Origin of the sequence: Demequina lignilytica, from assembly GCF_030418375.1 — a bacterium.
Classification (GTDB): domain Bacteria; phylum Actinomycetota; class Actinomycetes; order Actinomycetales; family Demequinaceae; genus Demequina; species Demequina lignilytica.
In genome coordinates, this window is record NZ_JAUHPZ010000002.1 from 416,285 (window position 1) to 442,841 (window position 26,557).

Here is a 26,557-nt window from a genome sequence, read left to right on the forward strand (position 1 = left end):
CCGCCCCACGGTCGCGGTGCAGGCAGGCATCGCACCCCATAGGCTGAGGATGATCGAAGGAGACGGGATGTCCACCGGACAGGACGTGGCTCAGGCGGAGCCGCAGCAGCGGCCGCGCGAGTCGCATGCGAGGCAGATCAGCGGCTTCGGCGTCGGCTTCATCGTCAAGCTCGTGCTGATGATGCTGGTCAACGCGCTCGGCGTGGCGATCATCATGTCCGCGTGGAACGCGCAGGCGTGGAACATCCTCGCCATCTCGGTGATCTTCCTGATCGTCGCCGACTGGGTGTACTTCTCGAAGCGGATGCTGCCGCTCAAGTACATCTACCCGGGCCTGGTGTTCCTCCTGGTCTTCCAGGTGTTCGTGATGGCGTACACCGCGTACGTCGCGACCACCAACTACGGCGCCGGGCACAACGTGTCCCAGGCGCAGGCCGTCGAGTCGGCGCTCATCCAGGACGAGCGCCAGGTCGAGGGCTCGCCCGTGTACCCGATCGCCGTGGTCCGCGACGGCGACACCCTCGGATTCGCGATCGGCGACGACGGCACGGTGAGCGTGGGCACCGAGGAGCAGCCCCTGTCCGAGGTCGCCGACGCCACGGTCGACGACTCGGGACGGCCCGCGTCGGTCCCGGGCTGGGAGATCGTGCCCCGCGCCGAGCTGCTCTCGGACCAGGCCCTCGCGCAGGAGGTGACGGCGCTCCGCGTGCCGGTCTCGGATGAGGCCGACGACGGCTCGCTGCGCACCCGCGAGGGATCGACCGCGTCGATCTACCGCTCGTCCCTGGAGTGGGACGCTGAGACGGAGACGCTCACCAACACGGACACCGGCGTGGTCTACACGCCCAACGAGGAGGGCACGTTCGTCGGCGACGACGGGTCGACCCTCCCGGTCGGCTACATCGTGAACGTCGGCTTCGACAACTTCGTGCGCGCCGTCACGGACTCCGACCTCGCGAAGCCGCTGCTGAGGGTCACCGTGTGGACCTTCGCCTTCGCGTTCCTCACCGTCGCGACCAGCTTCCTGCTCGGCCTCTTCTTCGCGCTGATCTACAACGACGACCGCCTGCGCGGCAAGAAGACCATGCGCATGCTCTTCATCCTGCCGTACGCCTTCCCGGCGTTCCTCACCGCGCTGCTGTGGCGCGGCATGCTGAACCCCGAGTTCGGCGTGATCAACAAGTGGTTCTTCTTCGGCGCCGACATCAACTGGCTCGGCGACCCGTGGCTCGCGAAGTTCTCGCTGCTGTTCGTGAACCTGTGGCTCAGCTACCCGTACTGGTTCCTGGTCTGCACGGGCGCGCTCCAGTCGCTGTCCTCCGAGACCATCGAGGCCGCGAAGATCGACGGCGCGGGCAAGTGGCGCCAGTTCCGCTCGATCACCTTCCCGCTGCTGATGGTGTCGACCGCGCCGCTGGCCATCGCGTCGTTCGCCTTCAACTTCAACAACTTCACCATCATCTACATGCTGACCAACGGCGGTCCACGCTTCCCTGATACGAGCGTGCCGCTAGGCGCCACCGACATCCTCATCTCGGCGATCTACCAGATCTCCGGCGTCGCCGGAGGCCGGGCCGACTACGGCCTCGCCGCCGCCCTGTCGGTCGTCGTGTTCATCGTGGTGGGTGCCGTCTCGGCGATCGCCTTCCGTCAGACCAAGAAGCTGGAGGAGTTCTGATGAGCGCCACCGCCACCGAGCCCACCGCCCCCGCTGCCAAGCGTCGCGCACCGAGCCGGCGCGGACGCTGGTGGGCCGAGGTCGGCTGGAAGTACCCGTTCGCGCTGCTGATCATCTTCTACTCGGCGTTCCCGCTGGTGTTCGTCCTCTCGGCCTCGCTGTCGCCGCGCGGCAGCCTGGCAGGCACGGAGCGCCTGTTCGCCTCGGTCGGCTTCGACAACTTCGCGGCTCTGAACGACACGCTGTTCTGGACCTGGGTCGGCAACACCCTGATGATCGGCATCGCCGCCGCGATCGGCGCGGTGCTCATGGGCGCCGCCGCGGCCTACGCCTTCTCGCGCTTCCGGTTCAAGGGACGCCGGTTCTCGCTCACCGGCCTGCTGATCCTGCAGATGTTCCCGCAGACGGTCGCGTTCGTCGCGGTCTTCCTGCTGCTGCTGGCGCTCGGCAACGTGGTGCCGGCCCTCGGCATCGACTCGAAGCTGGCGCTGATCTGCGTGTACCTGGGCACCGCGCTGGGCGCGAACACGTTCCTCATGTACGGCTTCTTCAACTCCATCCCGCAGGAGATGGACGAGGCCGCGAAGATCGACGGCGCGACGCACTCGCAGATCTTCTGGCAGATGATCATGCCGCTCGTCCGCCCCGTGCTCGCGGTGGTCGGCCTGCTCGCCTTCGTGTCCGCGTTCGGCGACTTCATCCTGGCCCGCATCATCCTGGTCAAGCAGGAGAACTGGACGCTCGCGGTGGGCATGTACCAGTGGGTGTCGGACCAGCTGACGGCGCGCTGGGGCATCTTCTCCGCGGGCACGATCATCGCGGCGACGCCCGTGCTGATCCTGTTCCTGGCGCTGCAGAAGTACATCGTCGGCGGCCTGACGGCGGGATCCGTCAAGGGCTGACCGCAGCGGTCCACGGGCTCCGGCCTGCGTCGAGCCGCCTCCCGCGCGGCGCTTCGCGAGCGTCATGGAGGATCGGCGCACGAAACCGACGGGTCTCGTGCGCCGATCCTCCATTTCGCTGAGCGTGTGTGGCGAGGGACGATGCGCGGGTCCCTATCGTTCGCCGCGCTCGTGTGGGACCGGTAACAGTATGGTCACGAATGTGCGGCCTCACCCCGTGAGCGGTCACAGTTCCGTGTTACGTTGGGAACGGTCACAGGCCGGGAGCGGTCGCACACGGTCGTGCGATCACCCCCGGGCCCGCCGCACGCTCCACCCGCTGCCGGGGACACTCCTCGGCAGCCGCGCCCCTCAGGGCGCTCGATCACCGTCGATCACAGGGAAGGCAACATGAGACGACAGCTCACGTCAGGGGCGGCCGCCGCCGCGCTCGCGCTGGGAGGACTGGTCGCGGTCTCCGGACCCGCCACCGCGGAGGTGGACGAGCCGGTCGCGGCCGGCATCACCGTGCCGAAGGTCGAGAACCTGCCCGCGGACTTCATGAACGGCGTCGACGTCTCGTCGATCCTCTCGCTCGAGGAGTCGGGGGTGACGTTCACGGACTTCGACGGCCAGGAGGCCGACCTCTTCGACGTGATGGCCGACGCCGGGATCAACTACGTCCGCATCCGGGTGTGGAACGACCCGTACCTGAGCACCGACGCCACCAAGGGCTACGGGGGCGGCAACGTCGACCCGGCTCGTGCGACCGAGATCGGGAAGCGCGCCACCGCCGCGGGCATGAAGGTGCTGGTCGACTTCCACTACGCGGACTTCTGGGCGCACCCCGGCCAGCAGCCGGTGCCGAAGGCGTGGGTCGGGATGACCGCCGCCGAGAAGGCCGATGCGCTCTACGCCTTCACCCAGGACACCCTGCAGATGATGGCCGACGAGGGCGTCGATGTGGGCATGGTGCAGATCGGGAACGAGACCTCCAACCTGCAGCTGTCGGGCGAGAGCTGGCCCGCGTCGGCGCCGCTGTTCGACGCCGGGTCGCGGGCGGTCCGCGACACGCTCGGCGGGGACGTCAGGATCGCGGTCCACTTCACCAACCCCGAGCGCGGCAACTACGGCAGCCTCGCCGCGAGCCTCGCGAGCTACGACACGGACCCGGCGACCGACGGTGTCCAGCCCATCGACTACGACGTGTTCGCGAGCTCCTACTACGCCTACTGGCACGGCACGCTCGAGAACCTCACCGCGCAGCTCCAGGGCGTCGCCGACACCTACGGCAAGGACGTGATCGTCGCCGAGACCTCCTGGAACTACACGCTCGAGGACGGCGACGGCTGGGAGAACACCATCCGGGAGGCGACCCGGAGCGACAAGTACAGCTCGACCGTGCAGGGGCAGGCGCTCGCGGTGCGCGACGTCATCGACGCCACGGTGAAGGTCGGCGACGCTGGCCTGGGCGTCTTCTACTGGGAGCCCGCGTGGCTGCCGGTGGGCGCACCCGACCAGCTCGCCGCCAACCAGGCGCTGTGGGAGGAGTTCGGCTCGGGGTGGGCATCGTCCTACGCGGGCGAGTACAGCACCGATGCGGGCACCTGGTACGGCGGCTCCTCCTGGGACAACCAGGCGCTGTTCGACTTCGAGGGCCACCCGCTGGAGTCGCTCCGCGTGTTCGACTACGCGCGCTACGGCACCGTCGCTCCCCGCGAGGTCGACGCGATCGGCGCGCCCTCCCTCACGGTGATCGACGGCGACCCGATCACTCTCCCCTCCACCGTGTCCGTCGCCTACACGGACGGCACCTCCGAGGACCAGCCGGTCACGTGGGGAGCCAAGGCGGAGTGGATCGTCGGTCCCGGCACCTACGAGGTGCCCGGCACCACCGCGGACGGGTTCGCGACCACCGCGACCGTGACCGTCCTGGGCTCGGCGACCGAGGGCGTGAACCTGGTGGTCAACCCCGGATTCGAGGACGGCGTCGCGCCCTGGACCGGGACCGGATCCGGGTACACCATCAGCGCCTCCGACGACCCGCACGACGGCAGCACCCGCTCGACGCACTTCTACAGCGGGTCGGCCTTCACCTTCACGATCGAGCAGGAGATCACGGGCGTGCCCGCGGGCGACTACCGGCTCTCGGCGTTCGCCCAGGGACGGACCGCGGTCGACGGCGAGCACACCTACATCACGGTGTCCTCGGGCATCGCGTCCGAGAGCGCCGACTTCACGCTGGCGAACTGGACCAACTGGCAGAACCCCGTCACCGACGTGATCTCGGTGGTCGAGGGAGCGACCGTCACCGTCTCCGCGACGTTCGACCTCACGGCCGGCGCATGGGGCACCATCGACGACTTCCAGCTGGTCGCCGAGTCCGAGTCGGCGGTGGCCGACACCGCCGCCCTGGAGGCCGCGATCGCCGCGGGCGGGGGCTACGACGCCGCGGACCACACCGCCGAGTCGTTCCTCGAGCTCACCCGTGCGCTCGCGCGCGGCGAGTTCATCCTCGAGTCGTCCGCGCCCGGCCAGGCCTCGGTCGACGGGGCCACGGGCGCGATCCTCGCCGCGATCGACGGCCTCGAGGACGGCGACGGCACCATCCCGACCCCCACCGTCGACCCCGTGAGCGTCGCCGTGGTGCTCGGGGACGCGATCGAGCTGCCCGGCACGGTCACGGTGCGCGCGTACGACGACACCACCTCCACGGACACCGTCACGTGGGCGGACGTGCTCGACCTGATCACGTCGCCCGGCACGTACCCGGTGCCTGGCGTCACGGCCGGCGGTCTGGACGCCGTGGCGGCGGTGACCGTCACCGCGCCGGTGCTCATCGCGAACGGCGGTTTCGAGAAGGGCGACTCCGACGTCACGCCGTGGGAGCTGGTCGCGAGCCCGTGGCCGGACAGCACGGTCGCGACGTTCTGGGTCACCGGTAACGGGCCACACGAGGGGTCGTACTCGCTGAACCTGTGGAACGGCTATGGCGCGGACATCGCCGTCAGCGCGACGCAGGGCATCACCGGGCTCGCTCCCGGCGACTACCGGCTCACGGCGCAGCTCCAGGGCGGCGGCACCCACACGCTCGCGCTGATCGCGGGTGACCGGTCCGTGCCCGTGGTGTTCGGCGCCTGGGACGCATGGATGCCGCACGCAGTCGAGGTCACGGTCGGGGCCGACGGGACGCTCGTGGTCGGGCTCGCGGGCGGCCTCGCCGATGGCGCGTGGGGCTTCGCCGACGACTTCGTCCTCGAGCCGCTCGACGGCCCCGTGGCGGGCGACCCCGCCGCGCTCGAGGTCGCGCTGGCGGACGCCGCGGCCGTCGACCGCGCCGTCCACACGGCGGAGTCGGTGGCGGTGCTCGACCTCGCCGTCGCGCGGGCGCGGGTGGTGCTCGGCGCGGACGCGCCGACCCAGGTCGCGCTGGACGCCGCGACCGTGGAGATCGAGAACGCGCTCGCGGCTCTCGAGATCGCGCCGGCGGACGTCGAGGAGCTGACGGCGGTGCTCGCCGTGGCGGACGCCGTCGGACGGCCCCTGTACACGCCGGCCTCGCTGCGGCACCTCGATCAGGCGGTCGACGCGGCGGAGCCGCTGCTCGCGGCGAGCGCGCTCGATCAGGGCGCCGTCGACGCGGCCGCGGACGCCGTCTCCGCCGCAGTGGCGGACCTGGTCCTCAAGCCGCAGTTCGAGGACCGCACGCCGCCGGGGCTCGCGAAGAAGGGCTAGCGGACCCGAGCGGCCGAGGTCCCCGGGGCAGGCGCTCCGGGGACCTCGGCCGTCGTCCGCGGGTCAGGGCCTCGTCAGGTACAGCCGCAGCGACAGCGCCTCGAGGGTCTGCGTCGCGCCCGGCGCGACCTCCGCGCCGTCCCGCTCGTCCAGCGCATCCCACGCGCTGTCCCAGGCGAGGTGCCAGGGCGCGCCCTGGTCGGACGGGATGGTCACGTCGACCTCCTCGTCGTCTCCGTTGATGATCACCAGCGCATCGGCCTCCTCGGGCCGCGACAGCGAGCGCATGAACTGCACGACGCGGGTCTCGGGGCTCTCCCACCAGTCCTCGTCCTCGTGCTCGCCGTCGGCGCGGAACCAGGCCGAGTCCGCGCGGAAGAGCGCGTCGGTCGGGTCGCGGTCGACGCCGTCGTAGAAGCGCCCGGGCTTGAGCACCGCGTGCTCGCGGCGGAGCCGGATCAGCTCGGCGATCGACTCCCGCAGGCGCACCTGCCAGTCGTCGTGCTCCCAGTCGAACCACGAGATCTCGTTGTCCTGGCAGTACGCGTTGTTGTTGCCGCCCTGGCTGCGCCCGAACTCGTCGCCGCCCAGCAGCATCGGTGTGCCCGCAGAGATGAGCAGGGTGCCCAGCAGGTTGCGCAGCGAGCGACGACGGGCGTGCAGGATCGCCTCGTCGTCCGTCGCGCCCTCGACGCCGTGGTTGAAGGACCGGTTGTTGTCGGTCCCGTCGCGGTTGTCCTCGCCGTTGGCCTCGTTGTGCTTGCCGTTGTAGGCGGTGAGGTCGTGGGCGGTGAAGCCGTCGTGGGCCGTCACGAAGTTGATCGACGCGATCGGGCCGCGCATCCCGTAGGGCGCCGAGTGGCCGAACAGGTCGGAGGAGCCCGCGATCCGGGTGGCGAGCTCGGGCGCGCTGGGGTGATGGCGCTGCCCGGCGTGGGCGGCCCCCTGCTGCAGCCAGAAGGAGCGCGCGTAGTCGCGGAAGCGGTCGTTCCACTCCGTCATCGGCTGCGGGAAGTTGCCCACCTGCCAGCCACCGAGGCCGATGTCCCAGGGCTCCGCGATGAGCTTGAGGCTGCCGAGCACGGGGTCGGTCGCGAGGCCCACCAGGAACGGATGGTTGCTCGAGAAGCCCTGACCCGTGCGGCCCAGCGTCGCGGCGAGGTCGAAGCGGAAGCCGTCGACGCGCATCTCGGTGGCCCAGTAGCGCAGCGAGTCGAGCGCCATCTTGGTGACGATCGAGACGCCGAAGTCGAGGGTGTTGCCGGTGCCCGTGGTGTCGTCGTAGTGCTGCGGCGCGTGCGGCTGGCTGCGGTAGTAGAGGTGGTTGTCGAGGCCCTTCCAGGACAGCACCCGGTCCGAGCTCGACCCTTCGCAGGTGTGGTTGTAGACCACGTCGAGGATCACCTCGAGGCCCGCCTGGTGCAGCAGGTCGACCATGCCGCAGAACTCGTCCTGGACGGCCTGCGCGCCGGCGGCGCGGGCGGCCTCGGTCGCGTAGGGCGCGTGCGGGGCGAAGAACCCGAGCGTCGAGTAGCCCCAGTAGGAGCTCAGCCCGCCGTGCTCGAGGTGCGGCTCGGGTGCGAACGCGTGGATCGGCAGCAGCTCGACCGCGGTGACCCCGAGCCCCTGGAGGTACTCGATGGCGGCGGGGTGGGCGAGGCCGGCGTACGTGCCGCGGAGCTCCTCGGGCACGCCCGGCATGAGCTTGGTGAAGCCCTTGACGTGCGTCTCGTAGATGACCGTGTCGGTCCACGGCACGCGCGGGTGCGGCGTCTGCCAGGGGCCGGACGGCTTCTCGGTCACCACGGACCGGGGCATCAGCGGCGCGGAGTCGGTCGCGTCGCGGCTGCTGAGCAGCGCCTTCGAGCCCATCTCCGTCATCGCCGCCATGCGCCCCTCGATGCCGCGGCCGTACGGGTCGAGCAGCAGCTTCGCGGGGTTGTAGCGGTGGCCCTGCTTGGGCTGCCACGGGCCCGAGGCCCGGAACCCGTAGCGCTGCCCCGCCCTGATGCCGGGGACGAACGCGTGCCAGATGCCGTTGACCGGGCCGTGGAGGGCGATGCGGGTCTCGGTGCGGTCGTCGCCCTCGAACAGGCAGAGGTGGACCGCCGTCGCGTGCGCGGCGAAGACCGCGACGTCGGCGCCGCCCTCGACCAGGTGGACACCCAGGCGATGCGGGTTCGGGGAGGGGGCGACGGTGGGGGAGGTCATGGGCCTATTGTGCATGGTGGCTGTGACGCTTCCCAGGAGGGGCGACAACGATGTTGTGGGGGTGGGTCGCGTCAAAGCCGTGCGGGCACTAGGATTTAGGGACGGGCCCGGCGGCCCGCGACCCGAGGAGACAGTCGATGGCGACCTTCACGCTCACGGACGGATGGACCTGCGGTCCCTTCCGCGGACCCTTCGCCGCGATCGGCGGCCCGGCGGACGATGCGGCGGTGTCCCTGCCGCACGATGCGATGCGCGGGCTCGAACGATCGCCCGACGTGCCGGCGCGCGGCGCCGCCGCCTACCACCCGGGCGCCGCCGTCAGCTACCGGCGCCGCCTCGACGTCCCCGCCGCCTGGGCGGACCGGGTGGTCCGCCTCGAGGTCCAGGGCGCCTTCCGGCACGCGCAGGTGTTCGTGAACGACCAGCTCGCCGGCTCGCGGGCGGAGGGGTACGCGCGCTTCTGGGTGGACCTCACGCCGTTCCTGGTGGAGGGCGCCAACGAGCTGCGCATCGAGACCCGGGCCGGCGAGGACTCCCGCTGGTACTCGGGCGCCGGCCTGCATCGGCCGGTGGTGCTGCACGTCGACCCGCTGATCCATGTCGCCCCCGACGGGGTCCGCGTCACCACGCTCGGCGTCGACGCGGGCGTCGCCGCGGTGGAGGTCGCCGTGACGGTCGCGAACGCGGGCCATCGCACTGCGACCACCCGCGTGGAGAGCGCGATCGATGCGCCCGACGGCGCCGGCCTCGACGCCGACTCCAGCCCCGTCACCCTCGCCCCGGGAGCGGTCACCACGGTCCGGCACCGGTACCACCTGGTCGACGCCGCGCTGTGGAGCGCGGACAGTCCGTCGCTCCACGTCGCGACCGTCTCCCTCGACAGCGACGCGTCGCCGGAGGTCGACCCCGACCCGCGCATCGTCCCGTTCGGCATCCGCACCGTCACGGTGGACCCGCGCCGCGGCCTGCGCATCAACGGTGAGAGCGTGCTGCTCCGAGGCGCCTGCATCCATCACGACAACGGGCCGCTCGGTGGCGCCGCGTTCCCGCGCGCGGAGGAGCGCAGGATCGCGCTGCTCAAGGAGGCCGGCTTCAACGCGATCCGCACCGCGCACAACCCGGCGTCGCCGGCGATGCTCGACGCGTGCGACCGGCTCGGCATGCTCGTGATGGACGAGGCCTTCGACATGTGGACGCGCGGCAAGACCACGATGGACTACTCGCTGGACTTCCCGCGGTGGTGGCGCGAGGACCTCGACGCGCTGGTCGCGAAGGACTACAACCACCCCAGCGTGATCATGTACTCGATCGGCAACGAGATCGTCGAGGTCGGCACCCCTCACGGGGCCGCCCTCAACCGCGAGCTCGCGGAGCACGTGCGCGCGCTCGACCCGACCCGGCCCGTCACCAACGGGATCAACGTCGCGCTCGCCGTGCTCGACGAGGTCGCGACGAACGCCGGGCTCAACGAGGGCATGGCGAACCCCGACCAGCCGTTCAACGCGCTGTCCGCCTCGGAGTCCGCGACCCGGCGCATCGAGGAGTCCGCGGCGGCGCTCGACGTGGTCGGGCTGAACTACGCCGACTCGCGCTACGCGCTCGACGCGGAGCTCCACCCGCACCGCGTGCTGGTCGGCTCCGAGACCTTCCCCGCGCAGATCGGGACGCTGTGGCCGCTGGTCGAGGAGCACCCGCACGTGATCGGCGACTTCACCTGGACCGGGTGGGACTATCTGGGCGAGGTCGGCATCGGCGCGGTCGCGTATGCGGAGGACAAGCCCGAGCTGGTCGGGCTCGAGCGGGAGTACCCCTATCTCACCGCGTGGTGCGGCGACCTCGACCTCACCGGCTGGCGGCGCCCCGTGTCCTTCTACCGCGAGATCGTGTTCGGGCTGCGGACCGAGCCCTGCATCGCGGTGCGGCGTCCCTCGCGCGCGGCGCATACGGTGGCGCTCGCGACCCCGTGGGCCTGGTCGGACACCGTGTCGAGCTGGACGTGGCGGGGCTTCGAGGGCGCGGCCGTGGCCGTCGAGGTCTACGCCGACGCCGACGAGGTGGTGCTCGAGCTCGACGGCGTCGAGGTCGGCCGTGCCCCCGTCGGGGAGCGCATGCCGCGCGTCGCGGACCTGGACATCGAGTACCGCCCCGGCACCCTGGTCGCCGTCGCCCTGCGCGGAGGGGCGGAGGTCGGGCGCACGTCGCTGGTCACCGCGGCCGAGCCGGCGCTCACCGCGTCCGCCGACCGCACCGCGCTCGCGGCGGGCGCGCGCGATCTCGCGTACGTCGCGATCGAGCTGCGGGACGCGGCGGGGGTGCTCGTGATGGACGCCGATGTGCCCGTCACCGTGACCGTGGACGGGGCCGGCACGCTCGCGGGCATGTGCAGCGCGAACCCGTCGACGGAGGAGCGCTTCACCGATGCGACCTGGGACACCTTCGACGGCCGCGCGCTCGCGGTGATCGAGGCCGGGGAGCAGGGGGAGATCGTGGTGACCGCGACGGCGCCGGGCATGGAGCCCGCCCGCGTCGTGCTCGCCGTCCGCTGATCGCCGATGCCCTGGGGAGGATGCGGTTCGCCCGCCCGCGGCTAGGCTGGCACCTATGCGCATCCTGGTGACGGTCAAGTTCGTCCCCGACCTGCAGTCCCAGCGGTCCTTCACGGACGGCGCGGTGACGCGGACCGGCGACGACGGCACGATGAACGAGCTCGACGAGAACGCCGTCGAGGCGGCCCTCCAGCTCAAGGAGGCCGCGGGCGAGGGCGAGGTCTACGCCCTCACCGTGGGCGGGGACGATGCGGTGGCGGCGGTCCGCAAGGCCCTGCAGCTCGGCGTCGATCACGCCATCCATGTCTCCGACGCGGGCATCGCGGGCTCCGACGTGTTCGGCACGGCCGCGGTGATCGCGGCCGCCGTCCGCAAGGTCCACGACGGGGCGCCGCTCGACCTGGTCATCACGGGCATGGCCGCACTCGACGGGCTCACGTCCATGCTGCCCACCGCGCTCGCGGCCGACCTGGGCTGGTCGCAGCTCACGCTCGCATCGGGGCTCACGGTGGAGGACGGGACGGCCACGATCGTGCGCCACCTGCCCGACGCGCACGAGAACGTCGCCGCGCCGCTGCCCGCGGTCGTGTCCGTGACCGACGAGGCGAACAAGCCGCGCTACCCCAACTTCAAGCTCATCATGGCGGCGCGCTCCAAGCCCGTCGCCACCTGGACGCTCGCGGACCTGGGCGTCGACGCATCGTCCGTCGGCGCGGGCGCCGCCCGCACCGTGGTGGTGGACGCCTCGCCGCGCCCGCCGCGGGAGAACCGCGTCACCGTCACCGACACGGGGGAGGGCGGCGTCGCGCTCGCCGACTTCCTCATCGAGAAGGGGCTCGCATGACCACCGTCGCCGTCCTGGTCGAGGCCCGCGGGGGAGAGGCCACCCAGCCCACCCACGAGGCCATCACGCTCGCGCGCACGCTCGGCACGCCCGTCGCCGTGTGGCTCGGCGGCGCGCCCGATCCCGCGCAGAACGCCAGGCTCGGCATTCACGGCGCCGCCGAGGTGCGCGTGGTGCCCGCCGCCGATGAGGCGCGCCAGCCCGCGCGTGCCGCTGCGGCGCTCGCGGCCGCAACGCAGGACGCTGACATCGTCCTCATGATCTCGACATTCGTGAACAAGGAGATCGCGACCCGGCTCGCGCTGCTCACGGGCGCGGGCGTCGTGGTCGACGCCGCGGGCGTGGAGCTGGTCGACGGTCACGTCGAGACCCTGCAGACCGTGTTCGCCGCGACCTGGGACGTCCGCACGCGGATCGCGGCCGACAAGGCGATCGTCGCGGTGCGACCGAACACGACTCTCGCCTCGCCCGCCGAGGAGACCGGCGCCGCGACCACCGTCGTGGTCGACGTCGAGCTGCCGGAGGTCGCCGAGACGATCGTCTCCGTCGAGCCCGTGCCGGCGTCCGAGGGCGTGCCGCTCGCCGAGGCCCCCGTGGTGGTCTCGGGCGGTCGCGGCACCAACGGCGACTACGCGCTGGTGAGCGAGCTGGCGGAGCTGCTCGGCGGCGCCGTGGGCGCGTCCCGCGACGCGACGGACGAGGGCTGGATCTCCCACGAGCACATGGTGGGCCAGACCGGCACCACGGTCACGCCGGCGCTCTACGTGGCCTGCGGCATCTCGGGCGCGGTCCATCACCGCGGCGGCATGCAGGCCTCGGGCACCATCGTGGCGGTCAACATCGATCCCGACGCCCCGATCTTCGAGATCGCGGACTTCGGTGTGGTGGGCGACCTGAACGACGTGCTGCCGCAGGCGATCGCCCGCATCGAGGAGCACCGCCGCGGCTGAGCGGCCTCAGAACAGCGAGTCCTGCTCCCCGAGGTAGCCCGGGTTGCCGATCGGCTCGACCTTCGCCCCGACCGGGGTGTGGCGCTGGATGAACACGTGCGAGCGGGGCTGTCCCACCTCCTGGGCGAGCACGTACACCGCGTGGTGGTCCTCGTCGCCGGCCTTCACCATGCCGTCCCACCGGACCGCGACGCGCTCGGCGCCGCTCGCGCCCGCGCCCTTGCGCGCCGCGCGCACGCCGGCCTCGACGGTCGCCGCCTCGTAGCGGGTGATGGTGCTCTGACCCGTGCCCTTCTCCGCGATCATCGCCGGATCGAGCGTCGCGCCCGACGCGAGCTCCTGCATCGCGCGCTCGAGCACGGAGAAGACCAGGCGGTGCAGCGACTCGCCCCCGGGGATGCCGGCCATGGTCAGTCCTTCCTGTCGATCGAGAGGGAGAGATCCTCCCACGCGTCGACCTCGGCGCCGAGCCGGTCGAGCTTGGCGCGGGTCTGGGTGACGGCGTGCGCGCCGCAGATCAGGTGCAGCGGCGGATCGGGCTCCTCGGCGAGCCGGAGCATGGCCTCCGCGGTCGCCGCGGGCGAGCCCGGCTGGTTCCCCGGGAGCGCGTGGATGCGGTCCCAGAACGGCTTCATCACGGGCTCATAGTCGGGAAGGATCTCCTGATTCTTCGCCCCCGACGGGATCCACAGCGTGCGGATCGGGCCCGGCTCGAGCACCGTGACCCGGATCCCGAGGTGTGAGACCTCGGCGCTGAGCGCCTCCATGAACCCCGACACCGCATGCTTGGCGGCGCAGTAGTAGCCGAGGCCCGCGGAGCCGCGCACTCCCGCGATCGAGGAGACGGTGAAGATGTGGCCCGAGCGCTGGGCGCGCAGATGCGGCAGCAGCGCGGTGGTGACCTTGGCGGCGCCCCAGAAGTTCGCGTCCATGACCTCCTGGGCATCGTCCTGGCCAGACTCCTCGATGGTCGAGAAGAAGCCGATCCCCGCGTTGTTGACCAGCACGTCGACGCGTCCGAACCGTGCGAGGGCGGCGTCCACCGCCGCGGCGACCTGGGAGTCGTCCCGCACCTCGAGCGGGAGCGTCAGGACGGTGTCCGGGTAGGACGATGCCAGGCTCGCCAGGCTCTCGGGGCGGCGCGCTGTCGCCACGACCTGGTGGCCCGCGGCGGCGGCCGCCTCCGCGGTCGCCCGGCCGATGCCGGTGGAGCAGCCGGTGATGAACCAGACGGACACGTGACCTCCTCGTAGGTGTCTCCCCTCACGGTAGCGGGCGAGGGTCCCGGGTCGGTCCGCGGCTAGGGTCGCGGACGGCGCGACGCGCGGGCGCCGAACGCTGTGATGTTGACGTCACGAAGAATTAACCAGGGATTTACGTGCCTGTTCCTCTACAGGAAGGTTCGTGACACTCGGTGCTCCTAACGTGGCGTGGTCCCTACCCATGAAGGAGAAACCCATGCGACGTCGCATCACCGCGACAGCTCTGCTGGGAGCCTTGGCAGGCTCCATCCTGGTCGCGAGTCCCGCGACCGCGGACACCCCCACCGACCTGTTCTTCTCGGAGTACGTGGAGGGATCGAGCGGCAGCAACAAGGCCGTCGAGATCTTCAACGGCACCGGAACCGACGTCGACCTCGCCGGCTACTCGGTCGAGCTCTACTCCAACGGTCGCCTCGAGAGCGCAGGCGCGACCTCCACCCTGAACCTTGCCGGCACCGTCGCCGACGGCGATGTCTGGGTGGTCGCGAACGGCTCGGCCAACCCGAGCATCCTCGATGTCGCGGACGTGACCTCGGGGGTCGCGAACTTCAACGGCAACGACGCCGTGGTGCTGCGCCACGACGGCGCGATCATCGACATCCTCGGCACCCTCGGGGATGACACGGTCTGGGGCGCTGACGTGTCGCTGCAGCGAGGCACGACCATCTGCACGGGTTCGACCACGTACGTCGCCGGCGAGTGGACGGACGCGGGCGACATGGTCCACTCGGGTCTCGGGACCCACACGACCACGTGCTCCGGCACGGTGCCGGTCGACGCCGCTCCCACCGTGTCGAGCGTCTCGCCCGTGGACGGCGCGCTCGGCGTCCCGACCACGGTCGCGCCGGTGGTGACGTTCTCGGAGCCGGTCGCCGTCAACGACGCGTTCACGCTCATGTGCGGATCCGATGACCTCGCGGTCACCGTCACCGGCGGCCCGACGGAGTACACGGTCACCCCGGACGCCGCGCTCGCGCTCGGTGCCGAGTGCACCCTCTCCGTCGAGCCGACCAAGGTCGAGGACCTCGACGGCGACGCCGACCAGATGGCTGCGGCGTTCGAGTCGACCTTCTCCGTCACCGAGGGCGTCATCCCGATCGGTCAGATCCAGGGCGACTCCGACATCAGCCCCTACGCGGGCCAGGTCGTGTCCTTCGAGGGTGTCGTGGTGGCCGACCACGAGGGCGCGAGCCCCGCGCTGCGCGGCTTCTTCGTGCAGTCGCGTGACGGCGAGGGCGACGGCGACGCCGCGACCTCCGAGGGCATCTTCGTGTTCAACGCCGGCGCAGACGAGGTGTCCCTGGGCGACGAGGTGGCCGTCACCGGCACCGTCTCCGAGTACTTCGGCCAGACCCAGGTGAGCTACGCGGACGTCGAGGTCCTGGCGACCGGCGCGACGGTGACCCCGGCCGCGCTCGCGCTGCCGTTCGACTCCGCCGACGAGCCCGAGGCCTACGAGGGCATGCTGGTGACGTTCGAGGAGACGCTCACCGTGACCGAGATCTACCTGCTCGGGCGTTTCAACGAGGTGACCGTGTCCGGGGCGGGCCGCCTCGACCAGCCCTCGGCCGTCGTGTCCCCGGGCGAGGACGTCATCGCGCTGCAGGCCGCCAACGACCTGAACAAGATCAAGGTCGACGACGGGTTCGACGCGCAGAACCTCGACCCGATGGGACGCGGAGGCGACCCGCTGAGCGCGGACAACACGCTGCGCGGCGGCGACACCATCTCCGGCCTCACCGGCGTCCTCACCTACACCTGGGCGGGCAGCTCGGCCTCGGGCAACACCTGGCGCGTGCGCCCGGCCGCCGAGGAGTTCGTGTTCGACGCGACCAACCCGCGTCCGACCGAGGCCCCCGAGGTCGGCGGCGACATCACGGTGGCGAGCTTCAACGTGCTCAACTACTTCCTGACCATCGACGAGGGCTCGGACGTGTGCGGCCCCGTCGGTTACGAGCAGGGGTGCCGCGGAGCCGACTCGGTGCTCGAGCTCGAGCGCCAGACGGCCAAGCTGGTCCAGGCGCTCCTCGCGCTCGACGCCGACGTGATCGGCATCATGGAGATGGAGAACTCGCCCGGCGTCGAGCCGCTCGCGGCCCTCGCCGCCGCCATGAACGAGGAGCTCGGGGCCGAGGTCTACGACTACGTCGACACCGGCGTGGTGGGCACCGACACCATCCGGGTCGGCTTCCTCTACGACGCCACGACGGTCGCGGAGGAGGGCGCGTTCGCCGTCCTCGACAGCTCCGTCGACGCGAGGTTCGACGACGACCGCAACCGCCCGTCGATCGCGCAGTCCTTCGTGGATGGCGAGGGCGAGGTGCTGACGGTCGTGGCCAACCACTGGAAGTCCAAGAGCTGCACCGAGGCCACCGGCCTCGACGCGGACCAGGGCGACGGCGCGAGCTGCTGGAACGCGACCCGCACCGCGGGCGCGGAGGCTCTGGTCGACTGGCTCGGCACGGACCCGACCGGCGTGGACGACCCCGACGTCATCGTCATGGGCGACCTCAACTCGTACGGCATGGAGGACCCGATCCAGGTGCTGCGCGACGCCGGTTACGTCGAGCTCGGCGGCGGCGACTACTCCTACGTGTACGACGGCCAGTGGGGCTCGCTGGACTACTCCTTCGCCTCGGCCTCGATGGCGGAGCAGGTCACCGGCTCGGCCCACTTCCACATCAACGCTGACGAGCCCAGCGTGCTCGACTACAACACGGACTACCAGACCGCGGAGCAGATCGAGAGCCTCTACGCGGCCGACATGTACCGGACCTCGGACCACGACCCGGTGCTGATCGGCCTGTCGCTCGGGGACACGGAGGAGCCGACCGGCCCCTCCGGCGTCACCTTCCGCGACATCTCCGGCGTGACGGGCGCCGAGGACTTCACCGCCTTCTTCGACGAGATCACCTGGATGGGTGCCGTCGGGATCTCGACCGGGTGGAAGAAGTCGGACGGCACCTACGTGTTCCGTCCGCTGGCACAAGCCTCGCGCGAGGCCGTGGCGGCGTTCCTCTACCGCCTCGCCGGGTCGCCCGAGTTCACCGCTCCCACGACGCCGACCTTCACCGACGTCACCACCTCGAACCCCTTCTACACGGAGATCGAGTGGATGGCGGCCGAGGGCATCACCACCGGCTGGGCGGACGGCACGTACCGCCCGAAGTCGTCGATCAGCCGCGACGCGGTGGTCGTCTTCCTGTACCGCTACCTGGGGGTCTCGGGATACACCGGGCCGTCCACGCCCACGTTCTCGGACGTGCAGCCCGGCAGCACCTACTACACGGAGATCGAGTGGGCCGCCGCGGCGGGCATCACCACGGGCTGGTCGGACGGCACGTTCCGTCCCACGGCCAAGATCACCCGTGACGCGATCGCGGCGTTCCTGTACCGCGTGGCGCACGCGACCATCTGATCGCATCGACACCGACGGCGCCCGTCCCCAGCTCGGGGGCGGGCGCCGTCCGCGCCCCCGGCATCGTCCCGGCCTACGCTGGGAGCCGTGCACTACCTCGACCACGCCGCGACCGCCCCGCTGCGCGACAGCGCCCGCGCGGCGTGGATCGACGCCGCCGGCAGGCTCGGCAACCCGTCGTCGCTTCACGCGCCGGGACGGGCTGCCCGCGCGATCGTGGAGGACGCGCGCGAGCGGATCGCCGCCGCGCTCGGCGCCGACCCCGCGGAGGTCGTCCTCACCTCGGGGGGCACGGAGGCCGACAACCTCGCGGTCAAGGGGCTCCACTGGGGCCGGTCGGCGGCCGACCCCGCGGCGCGCCGGCTCATCGTCTCCGCGGTCGAGCACCACGCCGTGCTCGACGCCGCGCGGTGGCTCGCGTCCCGCGGCGACGCCGAGCTGATCGAGATCCCGGTCGACGCCCACGGCGCGATCGACCTCGACGCGCTCGACACCGCGCTCGATCACGAGTCCTCGGCGGTGTCGATCATGTGGGCCAACAACGAGGTCGGGACCGTGCAGCCGGTCCGCGCCGCCGTCGAGCTCGCGTCCGCCCACGGGGTGCCGGTGCACTCGGACGCGGTCCAGGCGATCGCGCACCTCGACGTCGACTTCCGCGACTCGGGTCTCGCGGCGCTGAGCGTCTCGGCGCACAAGTTGGGCGGTCCCGTGGGGGTCGGCGCGCTGCTCGCCCGACGCGGGCTGCCGCTGGTGCCCACCGCCCACGGGGGAGGGCAGCAGCGGCAGGTGCGGTCCGGCACGCTCGACGCGGCCGGGGCCGCGGCCTTCGCGGCGGCGCTGGACGATGCGGTGGCGGAGCGGGTGGCCGAGCGCGACCGTCTCGAGGGTCTGCGGGAGAGGCTGCTCGACGGCCTGCGCGCCGCCGTCCCCGGGGCGACGGTGTCGGGACCGGACGATGCGGGTCGTCGCCTGCCCGGGATCGTCCACGCGGTGATCCCCGGAGCCCGGGCCGAGTCGGTGCTGTTCCTGCTCGACGCCGGCGGGATCGCCGCGAGCTCGGGCTCGGCGTGCACGGCGGGCGTGGTGCAGGCGAGCCACGTGGTCGAGGCGATGGGCTGGTCGGCGGAGGACGCCGCCTGCACGCTGCGGCTGTCGATGGGGCGCACCACCACGGCCGACGACGTCGACGCGGTGCTGACGGCGCTGCCCGGCGCGGTCGAGCGTGCGCGTGCGGCGACGGGCGCCTGAACGGGTGGCCCACGTGAGCGTGGTACTGCTAGTCGCATGACCCTCGAGACCCGCACCGTCCTCGCCAACGCGCGCGACGTGGCCGCGGCGGTGCCCGGACTGCGCGCCGGCATCGTGTGGCGCTCCGATGCGCCGTTCCTGGGCGACGCCGCGCCCGCGGGGCTCGCGCCGTGGCCGCCCACCACCGTGGTCGACCTGCGCGACCCCGTCGAGGCCGGCGACCGGCATCCGCTCGCGGCCACCTCCACGGTCCACGCGATCCCCGTGCTCGCGGACGCCGCGGCGGCGGGCTCCCGGGCGGGCGCCAGCCTGACCGAGCTCTACCGGGGCATGATCACGGGGGATGCCGGGCGCGCGGTCGCCGCCGTCGCGATCACCATCGCCGTGGAGGACGGACCGGTGCTGGTGCACTGCTCGGCGGGCAAGGACCGCACGGGGGTCTCCGTCGCGCTGATCCTCGCGCTGATCGGCACGGCGCGCGACAGCATCGTCGCCGACTACGTGGTCACGGCCGCCAACATGGGAGGCGTCGTGGACCGCATGGCGGCGGCGTGGGCGGGCGAGGCCACCGGCTCCCCGACGGGCGTCGACGTCTCCCGCATCCCCGCGGCGTACCTCACCGCACCGGCGGACGCCATCGAAGTGGTGCTCGACGCGTGGGACGCCTACGGCGGCGCGGAGACCTGGTTCCTCGCGCACGGAGGCAGCGCCGCGCACGTCGCCGCGCTGCGGGAGCGGCTGCTCGGCTGACGGCTCAGCCGTCGCGCCACGTGCGGGTCTCGACGCCGCCGCGCCACACGCGCGACACGAGCGGGACGCCCGGCCGGTACGCGAGGTGCACCGGGTCGGGGGCGTCGAGCAGTGCCAGGTCGGCGCGCGCGCCGACCTCGATCCGGCCGACGTCCGTGCGGCGGAGCGCCGCGGCGCCACCCGCGGTGGCGGCGCGGATCGCCTCGCCCGGGGTCGCGCCCATGTCGCGCACCGCGAGAGCGATGCAGAAGGGCAGGCTGGTGGTGAAGCTCGACCCGGGATTGCAGTCCGAGGCCAGCGCCCACGTCACGCCGGCGTCGCGCAGGCGGTCGACCCGCGGATACGGCTGGCGGGTGGAGAACTCCGCGCCGGGCACGAACGTCGCGACAGTGTCCGAGCCCGCGAGGGCGTCGACGTCCTCGTCGGACAGGAACGTGCAGTGGTCGATGCTGGCCGCGCCCAGCTCGACGCCGAGCGCCGCCGCGCCGGACCGCGTCAGCTGGTTGGCGTGGAGCCGCAACCCGAGCCCGGCGTCGCGTCCCGCGGTGAGGATCCGCCGGGTCTCGTCGACGTCGAACGCCCCCTCCTCGCAGAACGCGTCGATCCAGCGCGCGAGGGGCGCCGCGGCCTCGAGCATCGGCCCCGCGACCAGGTCGACGTAGTCGCCGCGGCGGGCGGCCATCTCGGGCGCGACCACGTGCGCTCCCAGGAACGTCACCTCGTCCGTGAACCGCGCCGCGACCTCGAGCAGCCGGCGCTCGGTGGCGACGTCGAGGCCGTAGCCCGACTTGATCTCGACCGTGGTGGTGCCCTGGCGGAGCGCCTCGTCGAGCAGGTGTCGGGTGCGCGCGGCGAGCTCCTCGTCGGATGCGGCGCGCGTGGCCGCGACCGTCGAGCGGATGCCGCCCGCGGTGTACGGCGCGCCGGACATGCGGGCGTCGAACTCGGCGGCGCGGTCGCCGCCGAACACGGCGTGGGTGTGGGAGTCGACGAAGCCGGGGATCATCGCGGCGCCGCCCGCGTCCGTGCGGAGGTCCGCGGCGGGCGCGTCGGCGGCCGGGCCCACCCATGCGACCCGGCCGGCGTCGATGACGACGGCGGCGTCGCGGCGCAGGCCCATGGCACCCTCGCCCTCGCCCATGGTCGCGAGGACGCCGATGTTGACGATCGCCTCAGCGGGCATGGGCGGGCTCCCGGCGCAGCAGGGCGTCGACCGCGAGGCGACGCCGGTCGGACGATGCGTGGTGGACTCCGCGCACGACCGTGCCGAGGACGTCGGCCGCCGTGGCGGTGAGGGCCAGCGCGTGCGGGTCGGAGCCGGCGGTGCGGGCAGACGCGGCGTCGAGCAGGACCAGGTCGCACGGGTGTCCCACGGCCGGCGCCTGGCGGGTGGCGCCGACCGGCGTGAGCGCGGCATGCCCGTCGGAGGTGCCGGCGCGCCAGATCTGCTCGGGGGTGAGCACGCCGCGCCTGCCCGAGACCAGCCGCGCCCCGCCCTCGAGGCGTCGGAGCTCGTCGAACGGGTCGATCACCACGTTCTGGTCGGACCCGACCGTGAGCCGGGCGCCGGCGGCGGCGAGGTCGGCGGCCCGGCCCAGGCCGTCGCCGAGGTCGGCTTCGGTGGTCGGGCACATCGACACGGAGACGCTCGCCGCGCCGAGCGTCGCGACGTCGCCGTCCGTCAGGTGCGTCGCGTGCACCACGGTGGTGCGGGCGTCGAGCACGCCGGCGCGGTCGAGCAGCACCGTCGGGGTGAGCCCGGTCGCCGCGCGGCACTCGGCGTTCTCCGCGGGCTGCTCGGACAGGTGGACATGGAGAGGGATGTCGGTCGGGAGGCCCGCCACCGCGGCCGCCAGGCGGTCCGGGTCGATCGCGCGCACCGAGTGGAGCGCGGCGCCGAGCGTCACCTCGGGGTGGGTGACGGCCAGGTCCGCGCGCAGCGCGTCCCAGCGGTCGTGCCAGCGCTCGACGGTGCCGTCGGTGAAGCGCCGCTGCGCCCCCGTGACCTCCGTGCCGAAGCCGCCGCGCAGGTACACCGTGTCCAGCAGGGTGAGGCGGATGCCGGCCGCGGAGGCGGCGTCGGCGAGCGCCCGCTCCATCGCGTGACCCGGGTAGGGGGTGCCGTCGGGCGCGTGGTGGAGGTAGTGGAACTCGCCCACCGCGGCGTAGCCCGCCGCGACCATCTCGGCGTACGCCGCCGTCGCGGCCGCGCGCAGCCCGTCGGGATCCAGCGTCCCCGCGACGGCGTACATGGCCTCGCGCCAGCGCCAGAAGTCGCCGCCGTCCGCGTGGGTGCGGCCGCGCAGCAGCCGGTGGAACGCGTGGCTGTGGGTGTTCGCGAAGGCGGGTGCGGCGACCTCGACGGCCAGATCGGCGGGCGCGCTCGCGGCGTCGGGCCCGATCGCCGTGACCACGCCCGCGCCGTCGAGCTCGATCCGGACGTCGCTCAGCAGGCGGTCCGGGAGCACGAGCGTGCCGATCGCGATCCTCACGTCAGCGCCCTCAACGCGTCGGCGAGCGCGTCCACGCCCGCACGGATGTCCGCGTCTGAGGCGCCCTCGAGCGGCGAGTGGGACACGCCGTCGGGGTTGCGCACGAAGATCATCGCGGTGGGCAGGTGCGCCGCCAGGATGCCGGCGTCGTGACCAGCACCGGTGGGGATCCGGGGAACGCCGCCCAGCGCCGAGTCCACGAGGTCGGTGAGCGTGGCGTCGAACTCGACGCGCGTGCTGAAGGACTCCTCGGCGACGGCGACCTCGCATCCCTCCTCGCGCGCGACAGCCTCCGCGTCGGACAGGATGCGCGCGACCAGGTCGTGCACGTCCGCGTCGTGCTCCGCACGGGCGTCGAGCCACAGCCGGACCTCCGACGCGATCGCATTCGAGCCGCCGGGCACGACCTGGAGCTTGCCGACCGTCGCGCGCGCACGGGTCGCGGGGTTCGCGCCCGCGGCGCGGTTGCGCGCCGCCCGGATCACGGCGGCGGCGACCAGCATCGGGTCCCGGCGGGAGCCGAGCTCGGTGGCGCCGGCGTGGTCGCCACGGCCGGTGACGGTCACCCGCCAGCGGCCGTGGGCGAGGATGCCTGTCGCGACGCCGACCGGCACGCCCAGCGGCGCGAGCTGGCGGCCCTGCTCGACGTGCAGCTCCAGGTAGAGCGCGAGGTCAGCGAGGCGGGCGTCGTCGCGGCCGATCGCTTCGGGGTCCAGACCCGCGGAGGTCAGCACCTCCGCGACCGAGGCGCCCGACCCGTCGGTCAACGCACGCACGCGGTGCGTGTCGATGTCACCGGCGAGCAGCTGCGACCCCAGGCACGGCACGCCGAAGCGGGCGCCCTCCTCCTCCGCGAAGTTCGCGATCCGGACGGGCCGGGACGCCGCGTGGCCCTCGGCCATGAGGCGCGACACCGCGGCGAGCGCCGAGACCACGCCGAGCGGCCCGTCGAGCGGCCCGCCGCCGGGCACCGAGTCGAGGTGCGAGCCGGTGCCCACGGCGGGCCCGGTCGCACCGTCGGGCGCCCAGGTCGCCCACTGGTTGGCGTTCGCGTCGGTCTCCACCGCGAGGCCCAGGGCGGCGGCCGTCCGCGCGAACCAGGCGCGCATCTCGCCGTCCGCCTCGTCCAGGAGATGCCGCGACCAGCCGCCCCGAGCATCGTCGCGGCCGATGCAGGCGAGCTCGGCGAGCGCCGCGACGGCGTCCAGCGTCGCCGGCGCCACGGGTGCCTCGACGGGCGTCATCACGCCTCCATCATGGGCACGCGCAGCCCGCGCTCGCGGGCGACGTCCTTCGCGTGCGCGTAGCCCGCGTCGACGTGGCGCATGACGCCGGTGCCCGGATCGTTGACCAGGACGCGGGCGATCTTCTCGGCCGCCAGGTCGGTGCCGTCGGCGACGATCACCTGGCCCGCGTGGATGGACCGGCCGATGCCGACGCCGCCGCCGTGGTGGAGCGACACCCACGTGGCGCCGGACGCCGTGTTGAGCAGCGCGTTGAGCAGCGGCCAGTCGGCGATCGCGTCCGAGCCGTCCTTCATGCCCTCGGTCTCGCGGTAGGGCGACGCGACCGAGCCCGAGTCGAGGTGGTCGCGGCCGATCACGATCGGGGCGGAGAGCTCCCCGCTCGCCACCATCTCGTTGAACTTCAGGCCGGCGAGGTGACGCTCCTGGTACCCCAGCCAGCAGATGCGCGCCGGCAGGCCCTCGAAGTGGACCTTCTCCCCGGCGGCGGTGAGCCACCGGTGGAGCGACTCATGCTCGGGGAACAGCTCCATGAGCGCCTTGTCGGTCCTCGCGATGTCCTCCGGGTCGCCCGAGAGCGCGGCCCAGCGGAACGGGCCGCGACCCTCCTCGAACTGGGGGCGGATGTACGCCGGCACGAAGCCCGGGAAGTCGAAGGCACGGCCGTAGCCGCCCAGCCTCGCCTCGGCCCGGATCGAGTTGCCGTAGTCGAACACGTCCGCGCCCGCGTCCTTGAAGCCCACCATCGCCTCGACGTGCGCGGCCATCGCGGCGCGAGCGTCCCGGGTGAAGCCCTCGGGGTCGGCCTCGGCGCGGGCGTGCCACTCCTCGACGGTGTACCCGAGGGGCAGGTAGCTCAGGGGGTCGTGCGCGGAGGTCTGGTCGGTGACCAGGTCGATGGGCACACCGCGGCGCAGCAGCTCGGGGAACACCTCGGCGGCGTTGCCCACCACCCCCACGGAGAGGGCGCGGCCCTCGGCCTTCGCCGCCAGCGCCTGCGCCACCGCATCGTCCAGGTCCGCGCCGACCACGTCGAGGTAGCCGTGCTCGACGCGGCGGGTCAGCCGCGACGCGTCGACGTCGACGATCAGGCAGGCGCCCTCGTTGAGGGTGACGGCGAGCGGCTGGGCGCCGCCCATGCCGCCGGCGCCGCCGGTCAGCGTGAGGGTGCCCTTCAGGGAGGCGGTGCGCGGGTCGCGGCCCTCGCGCGCGGCGCGCTGGCGTGCGGCCGCGGCGAAGGTCTCGTACGTGCCCTGGAGGATGCCCTGGGTGCCGATGTAGATCCACGAGCCGGCCGTCATCTGGCCGTACATCATCAGGCCCTCCGCCTCGAGGCGGCGGAACTCGGGCCAGGTCGCCCAGTCGCCCACCAGGTTGGAGTTCGCGATCAGCACGCGGGGTGCCCACTCGTGGGTGCGGAACACGCCCACCGGCTTGCCGGACTGGACCAGGAGGGTCTCGTCGGTTTCGAGGTCGCGGAGGGTCGCGACGATCGCGTCGTACGCCTCCCAGCTGCGGGCGGCGCGGCCGGTTCCCCCGTAGACCACCAGGTCCTCGGGCCGCTCCGCCACCTCGGGGTCGAGGTTGTTCATGAGCATGCGCAGCGGCGCCTCGGTCTGCCAGGACTTGCAGGTGAGCTCGGTGCCGCGCGCGGCGCGGACCGTGCGGCGGGTCTCGGTGGCGGTCATGATGTCTCCTTCGGGGGTCAGGCGAGGGGGCCGACGACCGACTCGACCGCGGCCCGGACCTCGCCGGTGCGCACGGCCGCGGCGGCGGCGTCGATGTCGGGGGCGAGGAAGCGGTCCGGTCCGGGGGCGGCGTGATCGCCGAGGGACGATGCGGCGGCCTCCGTGGCGGGGGAGGGCGCGAGGGGCGCGCGCAGCGACTGCGCGCGTGCGGCGGTCATCGCCTCGATGCCGAGCACGCGCGCGAGGCCGTCGATCGCCGTGCGCAGCTTGCGTGCGGCGTGCCACCCCATCGACACGTGGTCCTCCTGCATCGCCGAGCTCGGGATGGAGTCGACCGAGGCGGGCGCGGCGAGGCGCTTGAGCTCGGACACGATCCCGGCCGCCGTGTACTGCGCGATCATCAGGCCGGAGTCGACGCCGACCTCGTGGGCGAGGAATGGCGGGAGGCCGTGGCTGCGTGAGGGGTCGAGCATGCGGTCGATGCGGCGCTCGGACATGCTCGCGAGGTCCGCGACCGCGATCGCGAGGAAGTCGAGCACGTAGGCGACCGGCGCGCCGTGGAAGCTGCCGTTCGACTCGACGCGGCCGTCGAGGGTCACCACGGGGTTGTCGACGGCGGCCGCGAGCTCGTGACCGGCGACCTCGCGGGCGTGGGCCATGGTGGCGCGGACGGCGCCGGCGACCTGCGGGGCGCAGCGCAGCGAGTAGGCGTCCTGCACGCGGGTGCAGTCCGCGGTGCGGTGGCTGGCGACGATTCCCGAGCCGGCGAGGACGCGGCGCATGTTCTCCGCGGCGGCGCCGATCCCGGGGTGGGGGCGCAGCGCCTGCAGGTCGGGCGCGAAGGGGGAGTCGGACCCGAGCAGCGCCTCGACGCTCATCGCCGCCGTGATGTCCGCGGTGCCGACGAGCGTCTCCAGGTCGGTCAGCGCGAGCGCGAGCTGTCCGAGCATGCCGTCGGTGCCGTTGATGAGGGCGAGGCCCTCCTTCTCCTCGAGGACCAGGGGCGCGATGCCGGCCGCGGCGAGGGCGTCGCGGGAGGTGCAGCGCGCGCCGTCGGGGTCACGCACCGGGCCCTCGCCGATCGCGGCGAGGGCGACGTGCGACAGCGGGGCGAGGTCGCCCGAGCAGCCGAGCGAGCCGTACTCGTGGACCACGGGCGTGATCCCGGCGTTGAGGATCGCGGCGTAGGTCTCGGCGACCACGGGGCGCGCGCCGGTGCGGCCGGTCAGCAGCGTCGACAGGCGCAGCAGCATGAGCGCGCGCACCACCTCCCGCTCGACCTCGGGGCCGGAGCCGGCGGCGTGCGAGCGGACCAGGCTGAGCTGGAGCTGCGCGCGGCGCTCGCGATCGATGAAGGTCGTGGCGAGCGCCCCGAAGCCGGTTGAGACGCCGTAGTGAGGCGCCGGGTCCGCGGCGAGCGCGTCGACCACGGCGCGCGAGTCGCGCATGGCGGCGAGGGACGCGGGGGTGAGCGAGACGGGTGCGTCGTGCCGGGCGACCGCGACCACGTCGCCGATCGTGAGGGCCTCGAGGCCGACGCGGACCGGTGCGAGCGTGCTGAGGAGGGTCATGCCTTCATGGAACTGCGGCCGGGTCCGGCGCGGGGCGCC

17 protein-coding genes are annotated in these 26,557 nt (G+C 72.8%); 9 read left to right on the forward strand and 8 right to left on the reverse strand.

The window, feature by feature from the left end; genetic code table 11:
- Nucleotides 1-67: 67 nt before the first annotated feature.
- The 3 genes from QQX13_RS05545 to QQX13_RS05555 all read left to right on the forward strand — a co-directional run bounded on the left by QQX13_RS05545 (nucleotide 68) and on the right by QQX13_RS05555 (nucleotide 6,294).
- Nucleotides 68-1,678: an ABC transporter permease subunit gene (locus tag QQX13_RS05545; protein ID WP_301121000.1), complete on the forward strand. Its 1,611-nt coding sequence runs from the start codon at nucleotides 68-70 to the stop codon at nucleotides 1,676-1,678.
- Nucleotides 1,678-2,580, forward strand: a complete 903-nt coding sequence (locus QQX13_RS05550) for a sugar ABC transporter permease (RefSeq protein WP_301121002.1) — start codon at nucleotides 1,678-1,680, stop codon at nucleotides 2,578-2,580. The genes QQX13_RS05545 and QQX13_RS05550 overlap by 1 nt, the downstream gene beginning before the upstream one ends.
- A gap of 390 nt (nucleotides 2,581-2,970) precedes the next feature.
- Nucleotides 2,971-6,294: a glycosyl hydrolase 53 family protein gene (locus tag QQX13_RS05555; protein WP_301152736.1), complete on the forward strand. Its 3,324-nt coding sequence runs from the start codon at nucleotides 2,971-2,973 to the stop codon at nucleotides 6,292-6,294.
- Nucleotides 6,295-6,357: 63 nt separating this feature from the next.
- On the opposite strand, the gene glgX is transcribed toward QQX13_RS05555, so the two are convergent.
- Nucleotides 6,358-8,505: a glycogen debranching protein GlgX gene (gene glgX / locus QQX13_RS05560; RefSeq protein WP_301152738.1), complete on the reverse strand. Its 2,148-nt coding sequence runs from the start codon at nucleotides 8,503-8,505 to the stop codon at nucleotides 6,358-6,360.
- Between the two features lie 137 nt (nucleotides 8,506-8,642).
- Here glgX and QQX13_RS05565 point away from each other — a divergent pair, with 137 nt between their 5' ends.
- From QQX13_RS05565 to QQX13_RS05575, 3 genes are read left to right on the forward strand one after another with little or no spacing between them, the layout of a single operon-like run.
- Nucleotides 8,643-11,051, forward strand: a complete 2,409-nt coding sequence (locus tag QQX13_RS05565; RefSeq protein ID WP_301152739.1) for a glycoside hydrolase family 2 TIM barrel-domain containing protein — start codon at nucleotides 8,643-8,645, stop codon at nucleotides 11,049-11,051.
- Between the two features lie 55 nt (nucleotides 11,052-11,106).
- The gene (locus QQX13_RS05570) at nucleotides 11,107-11,895 is read left to right on the forward strand and encodes an electron transfer flavoprotein subunit beta/FixA family protein (RefSeq protein WP_301152740.1); all 789 of its coding nucleotides are present in this window, start codon (nucleotides 11,107-11,109) and stop codon (nucleotides 11,893-11,895) included.
- Nucleotides 11,892-12,845, forward strand: coding sequence for an electron transfer flavoprotein subunit alpha/FixB family protein (locus QQX13_RS05575; protein ID WP_301121012.1), 954 nt, complete (start codon nucleotides 11,892-11,894; stop codon nucleotides 12,843-12,845). Before QQX13_RS05570 ends, QQX13_RS05575 begins: the two co-directional genes overlap by 4 nt.
- A gap of 6 nt (nucleotides 12,846-12,851) precedes the next feature.
- Here the strand turns inward: QQX13_RS05575 and QQX13_RS05580 are convergent, their stop codons facing one another.
- Both QQX13_RS05580 and QQX13_RS05585 read right to left on the reverse strand, forming a co-directional pair.
- On the reverse strand, nucleotides 12,852-13,253 hold the full coding sequence (locus QQX13_RS05580; protein ID WP_301152742.1) for a hypothetical protein: 402 nt from the start codon (nucleotides 13,251-13,253) through the stop codon (nucleotides 12,852-12,854).
- 2 nt (nucleotides 13,254-13,255) lie between these two features.
- The gene (locus QQX13_RS05585) at nucleotides 13,256-14,083 is read right to left on the reverse strand and encodes an SDR family NAD(P)-dependent oxidoreductase (RefSeq protein WP_301152744.1); all 828 of its coding nucleotides are present in this window, start codon (nucleotides 14,081-14,083) and stop codon (nucleotides 13,256-13,258) included.
- 220 nt (nucleotides 14,084-14,303) lie between these two features.
- Between QQX13_RS05585 and QQX13_RS05590 the strand changes: the two genes are divergently transcribed.
- The 3 genes from QQX13_RS05590 (at nucleotide 14,304) to QQX13_RS05600 (ending at nucleotide 19,523) form a co-directional block, all read left to right on the forward strand.
- Nucleotides 14,304-17,525, forward strand: a complete 3,222-nt coding sequence (locus tag QQX13_RS05590) for an ExeM/NucH family extracellular endonuclease (RefSeq protein ID WP_301152745.1) — start codon at nucleotides 14,304-14,306, stop codon at nucleotides 17,523-17,525.
- 87 nt (nucleotides 17,526-17,612) lie between these two features.
- A complete protein-coding gene (locus QQX13_RS05595; protein ID WP_301152747.1) occupies nucleotides 17,613-18,773 on the forward strand; it encodes a cysteine desulfurase family protein in 1,161 nt (386 codons plus the stop codon).
- A 36-nt stretch (nucleotides 18,774-18,809) separates the two neighbouring features.
- Nucleotides 18,810-19,523 carry a tyrosine-protein phosphatase gene (locus tag QQX13_RS05600; protein WP_301152749.1) on the forward strand — a complete coding sequence of 238 codons (714 nt, stop codon included), beginning with the start codon at nucleotides 18,810-18,812 and terminating at the stop codon, nucleotides 19,521-19,523.
- Between the two features lie 4 nt (nucleotides 19,524-19,527).
- Here QQX13_RS05600 and hutI read toward each other — a convergent pair whose 3' ends face one another.
- From hutI to hutH, 5 genes are read right to left on the reverse strand one after another with little or no spacing between them, the layout of a single operon-like run.
- Nucleotides 19,528-20,706, reverse strand: a complete 1,179-nt coding sequence (gene hutI / locus QQX13_RS05605) for an imidazolonepropionase (protein WP_436968559.1) — start codon at nucleotides 20,704-20,706, stop codon at nucleotides 19,528-19,530.
- Nucleotides 20,696-22,015, reverse strand: a complete 1,320-nt coding sequence (locus tag QQX13_RS05610; RefSeq protein ID WP_301152751.1) for a formimidoylglutamate deiminase — start codon at nucleotides 22,013-22,015, stop codon at nucleotides 20,696-20,698. The genes hutI and QQX13_RS05610 overlap by 11 nt, the downstream gene beginning before the upstream one ends.
- Nucleotides 22,012-23,259: an allantoate amidohydrolase gene (locus tag QQX13_RS05615; protein WP_301152824.1), complete on the reverse strand. Its 1,248-nt coding sequence runs from the start codon at nucleotides 23,257-23,259 to the stop codon at nucleotides 22,012-22,014. Before QQX13_RS05615 ends, QQX13_RS05610 begins: the two co-directional genes overlap by 4 nt.
- Nucleotides 23,259-24,947 (reverse strand): urocanate hydratase, encoded by a 1,689-nt coding sequence (gene hutU / locus QQX13_RS05620; protein ID WP_301152752.1) that lies wholly within the window; start codon nucleotides 24,945-24,947, stop codon nucleotides 23,259-23,261. Before hutU ends, QQX13_RS05615 begins: the two co-directional genes overlap by 1 nt.
- Before the next feature lie 17 nt (nucleotides 24,948-24,964).
- The gene (gene hutH / locus QQX13_RS05625; protein WP_301152754.1) at nucleotides 24,965-26,518 is read right to left on the reverse strand and encodes a histidine ammonia-lyase; all 1,554 of its coding nucleotides are present in this window, start codon (nucleotides 26,516-26,518) and stop codon (nucleotides 24,965-24,967) included.
- Nucleotides 26,519-26,557 lie beyond the last annotated feature (39 nt).

What these genes read in the sequence shown, in the direction of transcription:
- hutI (WP_436968559.1), bottom strand. Translation starts at nt 20,706, where the DNA reads ATGCCCGCTGAGGCGATCGTCAACATCGGCGTCCTCGCGACCATGGGC.
- QQX13_RS05570 (WP_301152740.1), top strand. Translation starts at nt 11,107, where the DNA reads ATGCGCATCCTGGTGACGGTCAAGTTCGTCCCCGACCTGCAGTCCCAG.
- QQX13_RS05565 (WP_301152739.1), top strand. Translation starts at nt 8,643, where the DNA reads ATGGCGACCTTCACGCTCACGGACGGATGGACCTGCGGTCCCTTCCGC.
- hutU (WP_301152752.1), bottom strand. Translation starts at nt 24,947, where the DNA reads ATGACCGCCACCGAGACCCGCCGCACGGTCCGCGCCGCGCGCGGCACC.
- QQX13_RS05600 (WP_301152749.1), top strand. Translation starts at nt 18,810, where the DNA reads ATGACCCTCGAGACCCGCACCGTCCTCGCCAACGCGCGCGACGTGGCC.
- QQX13_RS05590 (WP_301152745.1), top strand. Translation starts at nt 14,304, where the DNA reads ATGCGACGTCGCATCACCGCGACAGCTCTGCTGGGAGCCTTGGCAGGC.
- QQX13_RS05615 (WP_301152824.1), bottom strand. Translation starts at nt 23,259, where the DNA reads ATGACGCCCGTCGAGGCACCCGTGGCGCCGGCGACGCTGGACGCCGTC.
- QQX13_RS05575 (WP_301121012.1), top strand. Translation starts at nt 11,892, where the DNA reads ATGACCACCGTCGCCGTCCTGGTCGAGGCCCGCGGGGGAGAGGCCACC.
- glgX (WP_301152738.1), bottom strand. Translation starts at nt 8,505, where the DNA reads ATGACCTCCCCCACCGTCGCCCCCTCCCCGAACCCGCATCGCCTGGGT.
- QQX13_RS05555 (WP_301152736.1), top strand. Translation starts at nt 2,971, where the DNA reads ATGAGACGACAGCTCACGTCAGGGGCGGCCGCCGCCGCGCTCGCGCTG.
- QQX13_RS05550 (WP_301121002.1), top strand. Translation starts at nt 1,678, where the DNA reads ATGAGCGCCACCGCCACCGAGCCCACCGCCCCCGCTGCCAAGCGTCGC.
- QQX13_RS05545 (WP_301121000.1), top strand. Translation starts at nt 68, where the DNA reads ATGTCCACCGGACAGGACGTGGCTCAGGCGGAGCCGCAGCAGCGGCCG.
- hutH (WP_301152754.1), bottom strand. Translation starts at nt 26,518, where the DNA reads ATGACCCTCCTCAGCACGCTCGCACCGGTCCGCGTCGGCCTCGAGGCC.
- QQX13_RS05580 (WP_301152742.1), bottom strand. Translation starts at nt 13,253, where the DNA reads ATGGCCGGCATCCCCGGGGGCGAGTCGCTGCACCGCCTGGTCTTCTCC.